The 17871-nt window shown below is 63.2% G+C and carries 15 protein-coding genes and 1 pseudogene; 9 read left to right on the top strand and 7 right to left on the bottom strand.

Annotation, left to right across the window (positions count from 1 at the left end; translation table 11 throughout):
- Positions 1 to 58 precede the first annotated feature (58 nt).
- From FHY18_RS00710 to FHY18_RS00700, 3 genes are all read right to left on the bottom strand, one after another.
- Positions 59 to 1186 carry an NADH-dependent flavin oxidoreductase gene (locus FHY18_RS00710; RefSeq protein ID WP_259149362.1) on the bottom strand — a complete coding sequence of 376 codons (1128 nt, stop codon included), beginning with the start codon at positions 1184 to 1186 and terminating at the stop codon, positions 59 to 61.
- Positions 1187 to 1242: 56 nt separating this feature from the next.
- Entirely contained in the window at positions 1243 to 2292 is a 1050-nt protein-coding gene (locus FHY18_RS00705; RefSeq protein WP_259149359.1) for an aldo/keto reductase, read from the bottom strand.
- Positions 2293 to 2569: 277 nt separating this feature from the next.
- The gene (locus FHY18_RS00700) at positions 2570 to 3466 is read right to left on the bottom strand and encodes a LysR family transcriptional regulator (RefSeq protein WP_259149357.1); all 897 of its coding nucleotides are present in this window, start codon (positions 3464 to 3466) and stop codon (positions 2570 to 2572) included.
- Positions 3467 to 3721: 255 nt separating this feature from the next.
- On the opposite strand from FHY18_RS00700, the gene FHY18_RS00695 reads away from it, so the two are divergent.
- The 4 genes and pseudogenes from FHY18_RS00695 (at position 3722) to FHY18_RS00680 (ending at position 8071) form a co-directional block, all read left to right on the top strand.
- Positions 3722 to 4576, top strand: coding sequence for an SDR family NAD(P)-dependent oxidoreductase (locus FHY18_RS00695; protein ID WP_259149355.1), 855 nt, complete (start codon positions 3722 to 3724; stop codon positions 4574 to 4576).
- Between the two features lie 388 nt (positions 4577 to 4964).
- Positions 4965 to 5582 (top strand): annotated as a pseudogene (locus FHY18_RS00690) (hypothetical protein); the annotation flags it as partial.
- Positions 5583 to 6242: 660 nt separating this feature from the next.
- Positions 6243 to 6800, top strand: coding sequence for a TetR/AcrR family transcriptional regulator (locus FHY18_RS00685; RefSeq protein ID WP_053069772.1), 558 nt, complete (start codon positions 6243 to 6245; stop codon positions 6798 to 6800).
- 26 nt (positions 6801 to 6826) lie between these two features.
- Positions 6827 to 8071 (top strand): DUF418 domain-containing protein, encoded by a 1245-nt coding sequence (locus tag FHY18_RS00680; protein WP_259149350.1) that lies wholly within the window; start codon positions 6827 to 6829, stop codon positions 8069 to 8071.
- A gap of 260 nt (positions 8072 to 8331) precedes the next feature.
- Here FHY18_RS00680 and FHY18_RS00675 read toward each other — a convergent pair whose 3' ends face one another.
- Both FHY18_RS00675 and FHY18_RS00670 read right to left on the bottom strand, forming a co-directional pair.
- Positions 8332 to 8958, bottom strand: a complete 627-nt coding sequence (locus FHY18_RS00675; RefSeq protein ID WP_259149349.1) for an SMI1/KNR4 family protein — start codon at positions 8956 to 8958, stop codon at positions 8332 to 8334.
- A 233-nt stretch (positions 8959 to 9191) separates the two neighbouring features.
- Positions 9192 to 10067 (bottom strand): LysR family transcriptional regulator, encoded by an 876-nt coding sequence (locus FHY18_RS00670; RefSeq protein WP_259149346.1) that lies wholly within the window; start codon positions 10065 to 10067, stop codon positions 9192 to 9194.
- Positions 10068 to 10227: 160 nt separating this feature from the next.
- Here FHY18_RS00670 and FHY18_RS00665 point away from each other — a divergent pair, with 160 nt between their 5' ends.
- On the top strand, positions 10228 to 11097 hold the full coding sequence (locus FHY18_RS00665; RefSeq protein ID WP_259149345.1) for an NmrA/HSCARG family protein: 870 nt from the start codon (positions 10228 to 10230) through the stop codon (positions 11095 to 11097).
- A 182-nt stretch (positions 11098 to 11279) separates the two neighbouring features.
- Here the strand turns inward: FHY18_RS00665 and FHY18_RS00660 are convergent, their stop codons facing one another.
- Together FHY18_RS00660 and FHY18_RS00655 are read right to left on the bottom strand one after the other, a co-directional pair.
- Complete coding sequence (locus FHY18_RS00660) at positions 11280 to 13091, bottom strand: transmembrane repetitive protein (protein ID WP_259149344.1); 1812 nt, start codon at positions 13089 to 13091, stop codon at positions 11280 to 11282.
- 13 nt (positions 13092 to 13104) lie between these two features.
- Complete coding sequence (locus FHY18_RS00655; RefSeq protein WP_228324774.1) at positions 13105 to 13704, bottom strand: NfuA family Fe-S biogenesis protein; 600 nt, start codon at positions 13702 to 13704, stop codon at positions 13105 to 13107.
- Positions 13705 to 13792: 88 nt separating this feature from the next.
- Here FHY18_RS00655 and FHY18_RS00650 point away from each other — a divergent pair, with 88 nt between their 5' ends.
- From FHY18_RS00650 to FHY18_RS00635, 4 genes are all read left to right on the top strand, one after another.
- Positions 13793 to 14149, top strand: a complete 357-nt coding sequence (locus FHY18_RS00650; RefSeq protein ID WP_259149342.1) for a 4a-hydroxytetrahydrobiopterin dehydratase — start codon at positions 13793 to 13795, stop codon at positions 14147 to 14149.
- Positions 14146 to 14568: an energy transducer TonB gene (locus FHY18_RS00645; RefSeq protein WP_259149340.1), complete on the top strand. Its 423-nt coding sequence runs from the start codon at positions 14146 to 14148 to the stop codon at positions 14566 to 14568. Before FHY18_RS00650 ends, FHY18_RS00645 begins: the two co-directional genes overlap by 4 nt.
- A gap of 223 nt (positions 14569 to 14791) precedes the next feature.
- Positions 14792 to 15610, top strand: coding sequence for a zinc transporter ZupT (zupT, locus tag FHY18_RS00640; RefSeq protein WP_259149339.1), 819 nt, complete (start codon positions 14792 to 14794; stop codon positions 15608 to 15610).
- A gap of 329 nt (positions 15611 to 15939) precedes the next feature.
- Positions 15940 to 17733, top strand: coding sequence for a DUF3300 domain-containing protein (locus FHY18_RS00635; protein ID WP_259149337.1), 1794 nt, complete (start codon positions 15940 to 15942; stop codon positions 17731 to 17733).
- Positions 17734 to 17871: the final 138 nt, after the last annotated feature.

The raw sequence follows: 17871 nt of genomic DNA, 5'->3' as shown, positions 1-17871 counted from the left end.
GGCTTGCAGGCGTGCCTGCATCTCCATTGCCTGCCAGCCAAAGACGTTTCGACGGAACTCAGGCGGCCTTTCGAACGTTGAACCATCCTGGCGTTTGCGCGATCACCGCCCAAAGCTTGGCGGGGATGGCAAGAGGCTGCACGTCGGAAGCGGCCAGATCGAAAGCAACTTCGCCCTGTGCATTGCCTGTCGCAAAGTCGACCCAGTCGGGATTCATCACCAATCCCTGGCCAACCGCGACCACAGACACGCCTGCCGCAATCGCGTCTTCGGCCTGCTCCGGTGTCCTGACCTGGCCTGCTGCAATGAGCGGCACACGGCCGGCCAAACGATCGCGCAGGATTTCGATGACCCGCGGTCCGTCGGGCGCGTCGATCGGACGCGCTTCGAGCGCATTCCCAAGTGACACATGCAGATAATCAATACCGACGTCGATCAAGCGATCGACCAGCGCGAGCGATTCCGCCATGCGTAGGCCGTCCGCATGCGGCTCGTCGACGGTGACGCGATAGCCGAGCACAAATGGCGTGGTGGCATGCGCGGAGATGGCAGCATGAACGGCCTCGACCACGGCGACCGGAAAGCGCATGCGGCGATCGAGCGAGCCACCCCAGCGGTCGGTGCGACGATTGAAGTGGGGGGACAGGAAATTCTGCAGCAGGAACCCGTGCGCGCCATGCAGTTCGACACCGTCGAAGCCTGCCTCGATGGCACGCCGGGTTGCATCGCCAAACGCACGAATGACCGCGTCTATTTCCTCTTCGGCAAGCGCGCGTGGCATGACCGCAGGGGCTGAAGGACCGGCGTCGCCGGCAACGGCGCTTGCGGCAACAATGTCGGAAACGAGCTCGGGACTGGTTTTGACACCCGCATGGAAGATTTGCAGGATGGCCGGCGCTCCCCCGCTCTTGGCAGCGGCTGCAAGCCGCCTCAGGCTTGGAATGAAACGGTCGTCATAGGCGGCGAACTCGTCGGTGAAACCGATTCCGTTTTCCTGCACGTGCGTGCAACCGGTAATGACCAGTCCCACGCCCCGCACGCGTCGCCGGTAATAAGCCTCTTCGGCATCGGAGACCGTGCCGTCGGCATTGCCGGCCCATGTGGTCATGGGTGCCATCGCGATGCGATTGCGCAGCACGACACCGTTGCCGAGCGAGAAAGGTTGCAGAAGCGCAGTTGAATTCATGACAAAAGTACCACCATTTGCAAAGGTTCAGGACTGTTTGTGTGCGAGCTTGAAGGTCAGAGTTCTCGAAGCGCCTGCTCGCTTGAATCGACATAGCGATCGCGCTGTAGCGAACCGAAACGCCCGTAGGGATAGTCATCCGGTATCGGCGCGCTCACGGCATTCAGCCGTGCTGTCGCATCCGCAGCGAGCACCAGGTCTGCCGCTGCCAGGTTGTCCTGCAGCTGCTCCAGTGTGCGAGCGCCGATCACCGGAGCGGTCACCGAGGGTTGATTGATCACCCAGCTCAGCGCCACCTGGCTGGGCGTGACACCCAGCTCTTCGGCGATTTGCTTGACCGCAGCCAGCGTTGCCCACTTGCTGTCGTCGTTGTCGAGCTGCCTTGCTTGATACCGGGTCATGGGATTGTCGGAGGCCAGGCGGCCACAATCCCCCGAGGTAATGCCGCGGGTGTATTTCCCGCTCAAAAAGCCGGCCGCGAGTGGCGACCAGGGCAGCAGGCCGATCTGGTTATGCAGGGCGGCAGGAATAACCTCGTATTCGATCTCCCGATAAATCAGGCTGTATTGCTGCTGCAGCGTAATCGGCAGCTGCAGTCCCATCGCGCGGGCGGTGGAGAGCACCAGCTGAAGTTGCCAGCCGGTAAAGTTCGACAGGCCGATATAGTGGATCTTGCCGGCACGCGCAGCGGCATCGAGGAAGCCAAGCGTTTCTTCGACCGGTGTGAGGGGATCCCACCCATGCATTTGATAAAGATCAATCACCTCTACGCCCAAACGACGCAGCGACGTGTTCAGTGCGCGATGCAGATGCGCACGCGATGTGCCTACATCGTTGACGTCGGGCCCGGTGCCAAATCGCGCCTTTGTGGCGACAACCAAACGACGTGTGATGTCTGCGCGGCTTGCCCGCCAGCGACCGAGAAGTTCTTCCGAGGCGCCGCCGCCATACACGTCGGCGGTATCGATCATGTTGCCGCCTGCTTCGAGAAACGCGTCGAGGATGGCGAATGCTTCTTTCTCGGGGGTTTCAGTTCCAAACCCCATGGTCCCCAGGATCAGGTTTGAAACGGAAAGGCCTGAGTTTCCGAGCTTGCGATACTTCATCGTCTGGATTCCTGATCAGATACACGCATGTGAGTGAGAACTCGTTGCGCAAAATGTCAGGATGTCGCGACCATGGAGACGGCGATGTGGCGTACTCAAAACACGTGCCCAGTCGGGTTCGGCTCTCGATCGCTGACATCCTGAGGAGATGTGTCGGACGACGATAGGGCGTTAGCAATTAAGAGACTAGATGGTTAATTTCGAATGCGCTTAGAAGTTTTATTTCTTAGTTCAGCGCACTGACCCATTGCCGGCCCTGGACCCGGCAACAGAGAGGTCAGGGCCGGCGGTAGCGAAGCGCTTCGAGCACCAGGGCGAAGGCAGGCGAGTGCTGCCGGCGGCTCGGGTAATACAGGTGATATGCCGGCCGTGGTGGCGACCACGCACCGAGAACCTGCACCAGGGTGCCCTCCTTGAGGTCAGCGGCAACCTGATCTTCCGGAAGATAGGCCATGCCCAGGCCGTCCAGTGCAGCCTGATGCATCATCCGCAATGAACTGAAGGTGGCGCGGCCGTCGATGCGTACTTTCAACTCCCGTCCGCCCTTGTAGAACTCCCACGCGTAAGTCCCTCCATGGGTAGGCAGACGCAGCCTCAGACAGCTGTGCTGGGTGAGATCGTTGGGACTGACGGGCCGTTTTCTGCTGGCGAAGTAGGCGGGCGAACCGACCACGGCGAAACGAAAGTCGCGGTTCAGCGGCACCGAAATCATATCCTTGTCGACCTGCTCGCCCAGCCGCACGCCTGCGTCATAGCGGTCGGACACGATGTCTCTCAGCGCGTACTCGCTGATGATTTCAATGTTGATGTCGGGGTACTCGCGCAGCATTGGCGCAAGCCTGGGCCACAGAATGGTTTCGGCAGCGTGTTCGACGGTGGTGATACGCACGGTACCCGCCGGCTTGTCGCGCATGCTGCTGAGCGCGGCGATTTCGATTTCGATTTCGTCGAAATGCGGGCCGATACGGTTGAGCAGGCGCTCGCCAGCCTCGGTGACCGACACACTGCGCGTGGTACGCGTAAGCAAGGTCAAGCCTAGACGTGCCTCGAGCGTTCGAACCGTATAGCTCAGTGCCGACTGCGAGACACCCAGTTGGGCGGCCGCTCTGGTGAAGCTCTGTTCCCGCGCGACTGCAATGAAGGCCAGGAAGTCATTCACGTTATCTCGGCGCATTCATAAATCCTGTTTATAGGTACATGCCAATTATACGGACTAATAAATCAATTAGTGCTGCGATATGGTGCACGCCATGAGTCCCTCGTTGTCAGCAGGTGCTTATGGCAACCAGCAAGTGCGTATAGCAAAAACGACAGATGCCTCAGTAGGCGCGCCACACGAAGCGGGCTGACGGAGCTCTACAGCCCACACCTTCAAAACGCCTGTGCGCATGCACAGGTGCCATCCGGACAATACACAGAGATTGAAATCATGAGCGACAAGAGGGTTTGGTTCGTCACTGGCACAAGCCGGGGACTCGGCACCCATATCGCCCGGCAAGCTCTGAATGCCGGACATCGCGTCGTTGCGACGGGGCGTGACGCGGATAATGTAATAAAGGCGATCGGATCGCACGATAATCTGTTTGTCGTCCCGCTCGATATCACTGATGCCAATGCCGCCCATGCTGCAGTGCAGGTTGCGGCCGATCGCTTCGGCGGCATTGATGTGCTGGTGAACAATGCGGGCAACTTCTATGCCGGTTACTTCGAAGAAATCAGTGACGCTCAATTTCGCAGGCAGATGGAGACGAACTTCTTCGGTCCCTTGAACGTAACGCGCGCAATTTTGCCGATCATGCGCAAGCAGCGCAGCGGCCAGGTGATTACTGTTACCTCCACCGCCGCCTTTATTGGTATGGAGTTCTGTGCGGCGTATGCGGCGTCGAAGTTCGCGCTTGAAGGTTGGCTGGAATCGCTGCGTTATGACGTCACGCCGTATGGCATCGATGTGATGGCGGTGGAGCCCGGCTTCTTCCGTACAGAGCTACTGGTCGAGGAGGCTTCGACGATCTGGCCCGAGTTGTCGATTGATGACTACGCCGACCGTACGGCCCAGACGATTGCCGCATGGAAGGGCATGAACGGCCAACAGGGAGGCGATCCGGCAAAGCTCGCCTCAGCGTTGGTGCAGTTGTCTGACTCAGATGAGTTGCCACTACGCTTCGTTGCAGGTGCCGACGCTATGGAAATGATCGAGTCCAAATTGAAAGCTGTTCAAACGCAAATCGATGCGCAGCGCGCCTTGTCTAGATCGCTGTCCTTCGATACAGCTGCGCAAGACTGAGCAGATCATTTGGTGCTTTTACCGCAGTGCGACGCCTCAATGTTCGTCAAGGGTCAGCGCGACACGCTACTTTTGTAGCGTGCGCCTTGATGCGCGCTAGGCAAGCATGTCAACGAGGGCAGCGTCAGAAAGGCGTGTTTAGCCTCCAAGCTATGCATTGACGTCAATCGTCTGGTTCGGTTGCAGGGTGACGAAGTCCAGTGGCACGCTTTTCTCGAACACAAGGCAAGGCGTTGAGCCACCGTAGTTGAACTAGCCCAGCTCATCGCCCTTGCTGACATGCTGTTCATTGGCTGCAGTCTGCGTCAGCGAGGAGATTTCCGTGATGCCAATCTGCATGACGAAGATGGTGCCCAGGCGCACATCGTCGGCAGCAATGGAGACAATACGGGTCAAGACCGGCGTGGTGGGTGCAAGCGACCAGGGTGTTTGCGAGCCCCAGCCTACCTTGAGAACCGTGCAGCCCAGCGGTGACAGGACTATGGTGTGGCAGTGCCGGAAGCAGTGGAGAGCGCCTGGGCCAAGCCCGGCTAGGTCCAGGGCCATAACGGCCATCTCTACCAGCGAAACGACGTCGGGCAATGGGCGGGCAGGGACGGGGTGGCCGTTGGCAACCTGGCGGTGGAGTTGGGACTCAACAACCAGATGCGCCAGCCCTCGCTGGAGCGTGTCTAGGAAACCCTGGCAGCCATTGAGGTTCCCCGTGGCGCCGATAGAGCATAGCGAGCTTCTGCATCGCTAAAGGGCCGCGGGTGTCGACCCCAATGCCCAAGAGAACAATCTCCAGGCAGTGGAGCTGGCACCCAGCGCACCAAGTAGGCCGAAGGCCTCATTGGTCCGACGATGCAGCAGCTGATGGAACGAAGAAGAGAGCAAGAACGTCACCATCTCGCTCTACATGCAGACCGAAGATCCGTTGCTGCAGCGGGTCGACAAGGTCACGTGCGGGCTTGGCCAAGACGGGGCCGAGAACGTCTTTGCGGTCTACGCCCCATTCGCGGACAAAGCGCCCGGAGAGAGGGAGGCGGGTCCGGGTTTCAAAGTGCGGGTGCGCAGCTGGAGAGGGAACCCTGGGTACTAATCGCCTTTACTGGCTAAGCCAGGAGGAGCGGCTCGTGGGCGCGTGAAGCGGGCGATCGGTGCCCCCGAATCAGGAGCGTGTTGCATGCGTGTCGTCGCCTACGCGATGAAGCTCCTTTTTAGATCTGATCCCTTAAAATTTCGGCTAAATATGCCGTAAGGCATGCAGAGAACAGGACTGCGATGAGGGATGTTTATCGGGGGTAGGGTGTGGCGGATTTCCGCTTCCGGCCAGAAGAGGAAGTTCAAAAAAGTGCTGCAAGACCTCGCCCGAGAAAAGGAAATTCGGGAGGTTCCTACTGATCGCTTCGCAACTCGAGCATCCCTTCCGGCCACGAAGGGCAGTAGCACACCGATCAAACGTTTGGCCCGGCCCCGCGTACTCCGTGATGGCTAGGATCAGCACGATCCACGCCAAGTCCTGGACCTTGCCGCCAGCACGGCACCCGCCTGAGTTCAGGCGCCGGGCCAGCCAAGCCAAACGCGATGCCACGCCTGCTCCCGGCGATGTCGTGGGCCTGCGCTCGACTTGAAATGATACCGATCGGTCTATATCATCTGCGGCAAATCCACCGCCCGAGTGATCATGAGCAAGGTTCGCGAGCGCATCCTGGATGTCGCCACCAATCTCTTCTATCGGCAGGGGATTCAGGCGGTCGGCGTGGACGCCATCATCAGCACTGCGGAAGTCGCCCGCATGAGCTTCTATCGGCACTTCCGGTCGAAGGAAGGTCTGGCGTTGGCAGTGCTGGAGCGGCGCGACGAACGACTCTGCGCCTGGTTCGAGCAGGAGGTCGAGCGCTTGGCGCCCGATGCAAATCTGCGGCCGCTGGCAGTGTTCGACGCCTTGGCGATGCGCCTGGCCAGCCCCGACTACCGCGGTTGCGCCTTCCTCAACACCATCGCCGAGACGCCGCCGCCCAGCCACGCACTGCATCGGGCTGCGGCTGCGCACAAGCACCGCTTCGAGGCCTACTTCGCCCGTTTGTTGCGAGCGGCCGGGCTGGACGAAAGCGCGGCCGGCGATCTCATGCTGCTGTTCGACGGGGCCGTGGTCACCGCAGTTCGCGAAGGAAATCCGACCCCCGCCACGCGGGCAAAAAACATGGCGGCGCGAGTGCTCGGCATCGCGCCGGCGAACTGAGTCAGTGTCTTACTGAAAGAGTAGTTATGTCTACGAAAGTTGTGTCGCAAGACCCGGTCGCTCGCGGCGAACGGTTGTTGCAGTTGGATGTGCTGCGCGGTCTGGCCTTGTTCGGCGTGCTGCTGGTCAATATCGGTTACTTCTGCGGTGCCGATTTGGCGCGGCAAGCCGGGGTCGCCTATCCGCTGGGAGACTTCGGTGGCTTGGCCGGCGACCTCGTTAGGGTGCTGTTGGAGAACAAGGCGGCGGCGCTGCTGTCGATCCTGTTCGGTGCCGGGCTCGCCATCCAGGCCGATCGTGCGTCCGACAAAGGTCAGTCGCCCTGGCCGTTTGCGCTGCGTCGCAGCGCGGTGCTCGCCATGCTGGGCAGCGCGCACACGTTCTTGTTGTGGAACGTCGACATCCTGCTCGACTACGCACTGATCAGCTTGATGGTTCTGCCCTTCCTGCGGCTGTCGGCCGGCCGGGTGCTGTGGGCGATCCCGGTGGTGCTGATCGTCTCGGCGGTGATTGCCGGGCTGATGCTGGCGCTTGCAACGGATCTGCCGCCGGCGCAAACCTACACCCTTGGTCTCCAGCATTACGGGCAAGGTGGGTGGCTCGACGCCCTGCAATACCGATGGTGGGAAACGCTGCATGTGATCGGCCCGATGCGTATCGCCGATCGCTTCGTCATCCTGGCGCCGTTCTTCATCGTCGGCGTTGCGGCATGGAAGGGCGGATGGCTTTCGGCGCCGGACGCGCATCGGCGGCGGCTGCAGCAGGTCTTCGTGCTCTGCTTCAGCTTCGGGCTGGTGGCCAACGCGGTGCCGCAGGAGGCGCTGCATGCCTGGGTGAATCAGCTTGCACTGCAGCCGCTGCGGGTCTTGATCAAGGCGACATTCTTCCTCGCCAAGTTCGCGCTGACTCTGGGCTACGCGGCCGGCATCCTGTTGCTGCTGCAGCGATCGCGCTGGCGCGTGTGGCTGGGTGTGTTCGCGCCGCTCGGTCGCATGGCGCTGACCCAATACCTGCTGCAGTCGCTGGTCTGCACATGGATCTTCTACGGCTTCGGTCTGGGCCAGTACGGGCGGATGCCGCTCGACCTGGCGCTGGCGCTGGGCGTGCTGCTGTTCGCTATGCAGGTGATCAGCAGCCGCTGGTGGTTGGCGCGCTTCAGCATCGGCCCGGTGGAGTGGCTGTGGCGGCGATTGAGCTACGGCGCCATTCGCCAGCGCCCGCCGGCGCTCGCAGCGGCCGGGGCGGAGGCTGAACAGGCCCGAAGCCGGTAGCGTGGGTGATGCCGCGTCGCGGCATTAGCGCCGTGTTTTTGCGCCTGTCGGCGTGGGGGTGTGCGGGCGGATTTAGCGCCATGAGCGCGTCGCTACGCAGCTTTCTTTGACTGAGAGCAGGCAGATCTCCCAGGGCCGACTAAATTGGGCGCTTTTAAAAAAACCGACAGACAGGCCGCTAGAGTGCAGAATAGCGTAAACGTTCCATTTCGCATAATGTATATTATGTAAGAGCACATCCAGAGCCAGGCCACAGAAGGCTAAGAAACTTCACCCACCAACCGCCCCACATAAGCCCACGTCGGTGAGCTGTACCAGTTGCAGACATCGATCTCGCGTGTCGCGTGCAACCACTGCACGCCGTCTTCCAGTGCATCGGCTGCCAGCGTGTATTTGCCTTCGGCCAAGTCGCTCTCGAATTCTTGGGCAAATTCGCTCATCGAGGGCGCCAGCAGCAACGCAACAGCATGCTCGCTGTCGAGAAAGACAATTTGCCCAGGAGTACCGCCAACCTCTGGAATCAGGTCGACACACACTTGGCATCGGGCAAAATCGGTCCCGATGACAATGCGCTGCCGGCCCATCGTCATCACCGGCCGAATTCCTTGGTCCGCAAAGCGCGCTGCCACGGATTCGGTGTTCTGATCGCGCTTCACCGCATCCAGCACTTCATCCACGCTCATCAATGAAAGTGCGCGCGCAAAGTTGGCTGTTGCATCGGGGTCCAGTCCCGCGCTTTCGCGGTACAGCGCTGCCATGTCCGCGGGCACTGGTTGGCCAAGCGCCGATTCCAGGGCGGCAAGTTGTACTTCGCTGGCCGGAGGTAGCAGCGCGTTGGCGATGTCGGGCGCTATGCGTCGTAACTGTGCGCGAATCCCTTCAAGCATCACGGTGCACCTTGTTCCTTCAACGACTCACGAGTGTAGCGCGCGCGTATTGGCCGCTGCGTTGGCTAGCGGCGGCCGGGTTCAATCGGTCCGGTCATCGCTTTTCATTGAAGCTGCTGACACCAGCTAACCGTTGACTTGGCGGGCATGCGGTACACGTCAAGCGCATGAATCAGTAGCGAGAACTCGGCAATGCACGGCGCAACTACCCTGCCCCATGGACGTTGCCCTGTTTACGCATCCAGCACCAGTGCCGCATCCGGATATCGGGCGCACATGAAATCGACGAAGGCCCGCACCTTCGGTGCAGCCAGTCGCCTGGAGGTATGCAAGACCCAAAGCGATGGTTCCATGCCCGGGATCGTTCCCCATTGCACCAACGCGCCGCGTGCAAGTTGAGTGCCTGCAATCGACTGTGGAATCAGCGCCACGCCGGCGCCGGCAACGACCGCATCGCGCACCATCAATAGCGAGGAGAACCGAAGCTTCGGTATGGGCTCGAGCATCAGGCGGCCGCCGTCGAGCGACCAGGTGGTCGGCTGGAAATTCGTCGTCACCACACCGGGCACCTGTGTCACTGCACCAGCGCACGGCATTGCGATGCTTGGTGCTGCCACGACAACCAGCCGATCCTTCGCGAAGCACCTGCCGACCAGGCGGCTATCCGGATCGGGATTGATCCGGATGGCCGCATCGAACTGCTCTTCGACCAGGTCGACGATGCGGTCTTCGGCCACCACCTCCAGCGTGATCTCCGGATAGGCAGCACAGAACTCGGCACCAAGTCGCCCCATCGCCAGTTGAGAAAACAGGACTGGCGCCGCCACCCGCAACCTGCCGCGCGGCGTGGACAGTCCCTCGCGTGCAGCAGCCATCGCCTCGGCCACTTCGTTCAACGGTGCTTCGGTGCGATCCATCAGCACCTGCCCGGCTTCGGTCAGCCTGAGCCCGCGTGCGCTGCGCTCCACAAGCCGCACGCCGAGTTGTTCCTCAAGTTCGGCGATACGGCGCGACAGCGTCGCCTTCGACCGACCACTGGCACGGCTGGCCTTGCCCAGGCCCTGGTTTGCTGCGACCAGCGAAAAATCGATCAGTGCATTCAGATCCATGGTGTTTCACATTTGAAACCAGGTGTCTGAATTCTGGAGTCTTCGTATCGGATGCGCAACGACATAGAGTCTGTTCACCGCAACGCCAACGCGATGCGCCGGCAACACCCCAGCAGCGCATCCGCACTGTTCGTCCTTCATCCACAGCAGGAGATTCACCATGAGCATTCTCGTTATCGGTGCCACCGGCACCGTCGGTACGTTGGTCACCGAAGGCCTTGCCACTGCAGGTGCACAGGTCAAGGCGCTGGTTCGCCAGCCGGGCAAGCGCAACTTCCCCAGGGGTGTCACCGAGGTCGCCGCCGACCTTACCGATGTGGGCTCGATGCGCGCGGCACTGGCATCGGTGCGCACCCTGTTCCTGTTGAACGCCGTTACCCCCGACGAAGTGACGCAGGCGTTGATCGCCTTGAATCTGGCCCAGGAAGCCGGGATCGAGCGCATCGTGTATCTATCGGTGATTCATGCCGACAAGTACACCAACGTGCCCCACTTCACCGGCAAGCACACTGTCGAACGCATGATCGAAAGCCTGGATATTCCGGCCACGATTTTGCGTCCTGCCTACTTCATGCAGAACGACACCCTGATCCGGCAGACCATCCAGGACTACGGCATCTATCCAATGCCGATCGGCGCAGCAGGTGTGGCCATGATCGATGCCCGCGATATCGCCGACATCGCCGTAGCCGAGTTGCTGCGACGCGACCGCGCTACCGGCCCACTACCGCGCCTCACGCTCGATCTGGTTGGCCCGCAGGCCGTCACAGGTACATCTGCAGCGCAGATCTGGAGCGCGGCCCTCGGGCGCGAGATCGCCTACGCCGGCGACGATGTGGCGGCCTTCGAAACGCAAATGGCGGCGTACAGCCCCTCATGGCTGGCCTACGACCTGCGCCTGATGCTGGCCGGTATCCAGACCATTGGCATGCGGGCGGATGACAACGCTACGCAGAACCTGGAAGCCGTCCTGGGTCGCCCGCTGCGGACCTACGAGCACTTCGTTCGCGAAGCCATCGCGACAACGTGAGTGCGGTTTACGCTGCACGCGCGGGTTCACCGCGCATGCTGTGCCACGACGATTGCGCGGCCGATGCAGTGTGCTGCGGGACCAAGACCATCACCGCACGTCACCGGCAGTGCGCAAGAACAGTGCCCTGCTCTCTCAGGCCGTCGTCGATGCCGGCCATCCGGCAAGGCGATCATTCGCCATCACCGCACCGCTCCGTTGTCTTCCTGCAACTCGCGCTTGAACGGCACATCCGGCGGCGGCCTGGCGGTGGCGGGTTGATCGTTGAGGTTGGGGTCGCTCAGGCCGCAGCCGCCGCCGAACTGCAGCAGCGACACCACGCAGCTGATCTTGGTGGTGGTGCCAGGAATCGGGATCTCGATCTTCTTCAGGCCGCGGCGCACCCATTCCTGCAACAGCGACTGGTTCGGCATCCAGTACTTGTCCAGCGAAGTCGGCGTATAGCCGTACGGCGGACGCTTGAGCCAGGTGCCGCCCTGGGCGATCTGGTCGCGGGTCCAGGTGTCGGTGTCGCTGCCGGGCGGCCCGCGATCGCCGGCTCCCTTGCCGGCCTCGCCCGCTCCCGCCACCCGCACGCTGCCGTCGCTGTTGAACACGCCATCGCGCTGGCCGTTGCCGCCTGTGGTCTCCCCCCGACGGTTGCGGTCGGATTTGCTCCAGTCGTCGGCATTGGCAGCGACGTCCCAACCGCCGCTCCGGTCCGCAGGCGCTGGACCGGCGGCGGGATTGGAGGGCGGCCTGGAGGGCGAAGAGGCTGCAGCAGCGCTGTTGCTGGACTGCTGGGATTTTGCCGGGGACGCCGCTGTCTGCGACACGGAGGCAGCGGATGGCGGCTGCGGAACAGTAGCGTTCGCTGCCGACGTGGGCGATGCGGCAGTCGCTGCAGCAGCCGGCGTGGGCGGCGCGATGGGCGCCGGCGCCGGCGTCGGCACTGGATCCGGCACGTTGGGCAACTCCGTGGTGCGCACTGCCACCTCGGGCATACGCACGCTTGGAGTGACTTCCCTCGGACGCATCACCGGTGCCGCAACCTGCGGCCGGTCCGGCACCACGACTTCGCGCTCGCGCACCGCAGGCGCGTCGGTAGGTCGCACGGCCACGGCTGCAGCCGGACGCTGCAACTCGCGCAGCTGCGGCCGGTCGGTCACCGTCTGGATCTCGCGTTGACGCACCTGAACCTGCGGCGCCGTCGGCGTCATCGCCCGGGGCGTCACGGTAATGCTGGGAGGTGGAGGAACCACAAATTCGTTGGTGGCGACCGCAGTGTCGGTCACCTGCAGCGGCGATTCGATGGTCACCGGCGGTACCTGCACCGTCACTTGCGGTACGTCGGGTGTCACCGGTTCGCTGGCAGCGGCGGGGACCGGCTCGGGAGCGATGTCCTGGGCCTGCGCAGTGCTGGTGGCGTCGACGGGCGCAGCAGCAGCAGGCGGCGGTGCCGACGAGGGTGTGGTCGGCTCTGACCGCTCTCCAGGCGCCGCACCGGCCTGCTGCGCGGCAGCCGCGTCGGCAGACGCCGCCTGTGCTGCCGCAGAAGGTTCTGCCTGCCCGCCCCCCTGCTCCGCTGCGCCGTCGCCGATAAAGGTCATGCGCACGCGCGATTCATCGCCGGGTTTGGTGTCGTCCGGCGCCCAGCGCACGGTGACTACCCAGATCAGCAGGGCAATGAAGCCGAGATGGATCAGCAAACTGCCCAGCATCGCGAGCCAGTGCTGGCGCCGCTGATCGGTCGGGCGCGGCTCCCAATGCTGCCACCACAGGCTGCGAAATGCCTGGAACGGCGTCAATAGCGCTGCGGCAGCTTCGCTTGGCGCGACGGACGGACGTGCCAACAGCACATCCATCACCTGGTCGTCGTTGAACGGTGCCACCGCGCCGTCGCGATTACGCATCCAGATGGCCCAGCCATACGGCAGGCCGGTGCGCCGATCCAGAATGAGCTTGCCCGGCATGCGCGCGCGCAGCGCCTGCAGCAGATCGGCAGCCGTTGTCACCGGTGATGCGGAATCAGGCCGCGCTGTCGCGCGGAATGTAGGGCGCGTCGCCGGTGGCGTGGTCGGTGGCATCGCGGACTGCGATCACGCCGGGCACGCGTCCCATCAAGGTCTTTTCGATGCCCTGCTTCAGCGTGACATCGGCCATGCCGCAGCCGTGGCAGCCACCACCGAAGCGCAGCAGCACCACCCCGTCGGCCGAGACTTCCTGCACGGCCACACGTCCACCGTGAGAGGCCAGCTGCGGGTTGATCTCGTTTTCCACCACCCAGCGCACGCGCTCCACCATCGACGCCGAATCGGCCGGCGCTTCGCCCTTGATCTTGGGCGCCTTGATGGTCAGTTGCTGGTTGCCGGTGGACTGGGTGACGTAGTCGATCTCGGCACCATCCACCCACGGCACGCTGGCTGCGGCCACATATAACGTGAAGCCGTCGCAGTCGATGGCCCACTCGTCGCCGCTCAGGTCCGCAGGCTCTGCGAACTCGAGCCTGGCGTCCGCGCGAGGGGTGCCCGGGTCCACCGCACTCAGGCGCACGCCCATGCCGGGCACGCCTTCGCGTTCGATGAGCTTGCGGAAATAGGTTTGGGCTTTGTCGGATATCTGGATCATGCGGGTTATTCTACCGCTCAAAGCGCCCTCGCTCATGGAACACCGTGATCCTGGTGGGTGCGCCGTCCGCCACCCCTGCGAGACCGTCATGACCGATCTGATTCCCCTGGAGCAGGCCCATTGCCTTCCGCGCAAGGGCAGCGACCACAAGCTTGGCGAGGCCCGCCTGGCCGAGCTGCTGCCGCAGGTACCCGGCTGGGAGCTGGCCGAGGCCGGCACGGCCATCACGCGCACGTTCCGCTTTGCGGACTATTACCGCACCCTCGCCTTCGTCAATGCGCTGGCCTGGATTGCCCATCGCGAGGATCACCACCCCGACCTGGGCGTGCACTACGACCGGGTGGTGGTGCGTTATTCCACCCACGATGTGGGCGGGCTGAGCGAAAACGACTTCATCTGCGCGGCCAAGACCGCGCAACTCTACGATCTGGGAGTCACTGCATGACCATTTCTCGCGCCGCCCTCGCCGGCCTGTGCCTGGCGGCCGGCCTCAGCGGCTGTGGCAAGTCGCCGCAACAGGCTTCCGCGCCGGCGGTGGCCCCCACCGAACTGGCCGCAGTGAAGACGCCGCCGCCGGAGTACGCACCGGAGCTGGCCTGCGCCGGGGTCGGTGGCACCACCGTGCTCAGGGTCGTCGTCGGTACCGAAGGCACTCCTACCGATGTGGCGGTGACCCAGAGCAGTGGCCAGCCGGTGCTGGACGAGGCCGCACAAAAGCGCGTGCGCGAATGGAAGTTCAAGGCGGCCACCCGCAACGGCCAGGCGGTGCCGCAGACCATCCAGGTGCCGGTCGCCTTCAAGCCGCCGGTACCGCGTCCGGACGAATGCTTCGCCATCGAAGAACGCGCACGCCGCGGCGGCTGAGCGTAATCGTCAGCGTGCCGTTGTGGCTGTGAGCGACGGCGGACAAGCCGCTCGCTGCCGCGATGCGCCGCTGATCGACACCGATCGCACTGGTCGGTGGTTGCGCCTGAACACGCGGTCGCCTTCGACACCACGCCCTCGTCATCCCGGCATGCCGTCAGTGGTCGCGTGATTGAGCTGACGACCGCAAGATCGCTCCCATTCCACGAGGTCGTCGCGTCGCATGCTTGAGGTGTCATCACACAACGTCTGGATCGCGCTGGCAGTCACCCTGGCCGCGGGACTCGCCACCGGCCTCGGCAGCCTGATGGTGGTGTTCGCCAAAAAACCCAACCCGCGCCTGTTGGCGTTCGGGATGGCATTTGCCGGTGGCGCGATGGTGTACGTCTCGTTGTCGGAGATCCTCAACAAGTCGATCGCTGCGTTTTCCAACGCCTACAACGACAAGCTGGGCTTTACCTTTGGCACGCTGACCTTTCTGGGCGGCATGCTGTTGATCATGGTGATCGACCGCCTGGTACCCAATCCGCACCAGAGCCTGTCCACCGACGACCCGCTATTCCGCGATGACAACCGCGCCTACATCCGCCGCGTCGGCCTGATGACCGCCATCGCGATCACTGCACACAATTTTCCCGAGGGACTGGCGACGTTCTTCGCCACGCTGGAAAGCCCGGCTGTGGGCATGCCGCTGGCGTTTGCCATCGCCATTCACAACATTCCCGAAGGCATCGCGATCGCGGTGCCGGTGTACTTCGCCACGCGCAACAAGTTGTACGCCTTCGGTGCCAGCCTGCTGAGCGGCCTGGCCGAACCGATCGGCGCCGGCATCGGCTATCTGGCCCTGTCCAACGTGTTGTCCGAGGCTGTGTTCGGCACGGTGTTCGGACTGATCTCCGGCGTGATGGTGTTCCTGGCACTGGACGAACTACTGCCGGCGGCCAAGCGCTACGCAAAAGGCCATGAGACCGTCTACGGTTTGGTTTCGGGCATGGGCACCTTGGCGATCAGCCTGGTGCTGTTCCGCTTCGCGGCGCCTTGAGGCGTGGTGTGGCGATTGCGTGCCACGGCAGGTGTCGCCGGCGTCGAGCGCTGAGGCTATCTGTATCCACACACTGTATCCAGACATGGCCCGGCCAGACATGGCCCGGACCCACGCTGCGGCGGGGTGACGCATGCGCCTGCCAGTGCCCGGGCGTTGCGACGCAAGGGCGGTTTTGCGCACGCTCTGCAGCCGTGCAATCCGTCCTCGCGCAGGCGTGCTGAACGCGGCCTTGCCCAGCCATGACTGGCGCAATTTCAGAAAGCTTCCAGACACTGAGTGCGGCGCATCGTACGCGCGTCATCAACGCGCACACAGTGAGGTGCCGTATGCAACGCACAGGGTCACAGGGACGCCTTGGCTGGGCGCTGGCAATCGCATCCAGCGGCGCGTTGGCATTGGTCGGCTGCCAACGCACCGCACCGTCAGCCACCGCGACAGCTACCGTCCAACCGCCCGCCTCCATCGCGACGGCTTACAGCCCGCCGACGGCCGATCAGCTCTATCGGCTGGTTGCGCCGATCGCCCTGTTTCCCGACAAGCTGTTGGCCCAGACCCTGGCGGCGTCGGTTTACCCGGATCAGGTCCTTACCGCACAGGATTGGCTGCACAGCAATCGCAGCTTGACGGCTGCCGACCGCGCTCAGGCCACCGTGTCGCAACCGTGGGATCCCAGCATCAAGGCATTGACCGCCTTCCCCGATGTAGTGGACCAGCTGGCCGGTAATCTCGACTGGACACGCGCCCTGGGCGATGCGTACGCGCATGACCCCAATGATGTTCTCAATGCGGTGCAAATCATGCGCCAGCGCGCTCAGGCCAGCGGCCATTTGCGCAGCACGCCACAACAGCAGGTCCAGGTGGCGCGGCATGTCGTCGTCACCCCGATCCTGGACGGCGGACGTGTCGCCCCGCCGTCGCAAGTCATCACCATCGAACCGGCACTCCCGAACGTGGTGTATGTGCCGCGCTACGATCCGGGCGTGGTCTACGGCACGCCGGTCGATGTCTATCGCGACTATCGCTATCGCCCGGAGCGCTGGTACGACCAGGGGGATGTGGTCACCACCGGGGTGGTGTCGTTTGGCATCGGCGTGCTGGTGGGCAGCGCGCTGGAGCACCGCCACGGGTGGTTCGGCTGGGCCGCACCGGCACCGGCGTGGCACCGCTGGGGCTGGAACAGCTGGGGCGTGGACTGGAACGCGCCGCCGGCCGCACCGCATTACGTGGTGTACCAGCACCACGTCTATGCACCGCGCACCACCATCATCAACAACAACCGCAGCACCTATATCGACGCCCGCTCGTACTTGCGGCAGGATCTTCGGTATGCAGCCACTAGCGCTGCGGCATCTGCACCCGTCCCCGCAGTGGCGCCGACAGCGCTGGTACCCAACCGCGCAGCCTTGCCGACTGCCGCGACGGCAGGTGCGCAGTCGCTCACAAATTTGCAGCACCCCAATCTCATGGCGCCCTCGCCCGCCAACGCTCCACGGTCGCCCAACTATGCGCATCTGTCGGTGCCGCATTTTGAGCGGCAGATGCTGCAGCCCGGCCGTCCGGTGGCAACGCATGCTGCAGCGTCGGCTCAGGCTCAGGCGACGTTACGCGCACCGAACCTTCCTGCATCCGTGCCTGCCTCGGGCGCGCGTCCGGCCATACGCATGTCCGCGCCAGTGGTTGCACAGGAGCGAATCGCACAATTGCAGCAGGTGCACCAGACCAGCGTTGCAGCACGCATCCCGACGTTCCAGCAGCCCCGTCAAGCACCTCCAGCACTCACTGCGCATGATGCCTTTGCCAGCCACGCTCCACGCAATGTCCCTCCTCGTGCGCCAGAGGCGACGCAGATGGCGATTCAACAGATACATGCGCAGCAACGGACTGCGCCACGTCAGCAAGCGGCCTGGGCGCCGCCGCAACAGATGGAACGTGTGCAGCCACTGCTGCCGCGCGAGCAGCCACGGGCGATCACGCAGCCACAGCCGCAACAGCACACGCAACGCCTGGTGTTCTTTTCACCTTCGCGCCCTGCTCCCGCCCACCCGGCTCAAATGCGCACGCAGCGACCGCCTGCACATGCGCAGGCACCGCAGCATCGCGACCACCACCACGATAGCTAAACCTCACTGACAGGCAGGCCTTCGGCGCAGTGGCCAGCTGTGACGGTCACTGCGCTGGGGATCTCGCCAAGACGAGACGACCGCGCCGGCCACGTCCCATCAAGCGATGGTCATCACGCGCCAGACACTTGAAGCAAA

It is taken from the genome of Xanthomonas sp. 3793 (assembly GCF_024806835.1).
GTDB lineage: Bacteria > Pseudomonadota > Gammaproteobacteria > Xanthomonadales > Xanthomonadaceae > Xanthomonas > Xanthomonas arboricola_F.
This window is presented reverse-complemented; position numbering and strand designations above follow the sequence as displayed.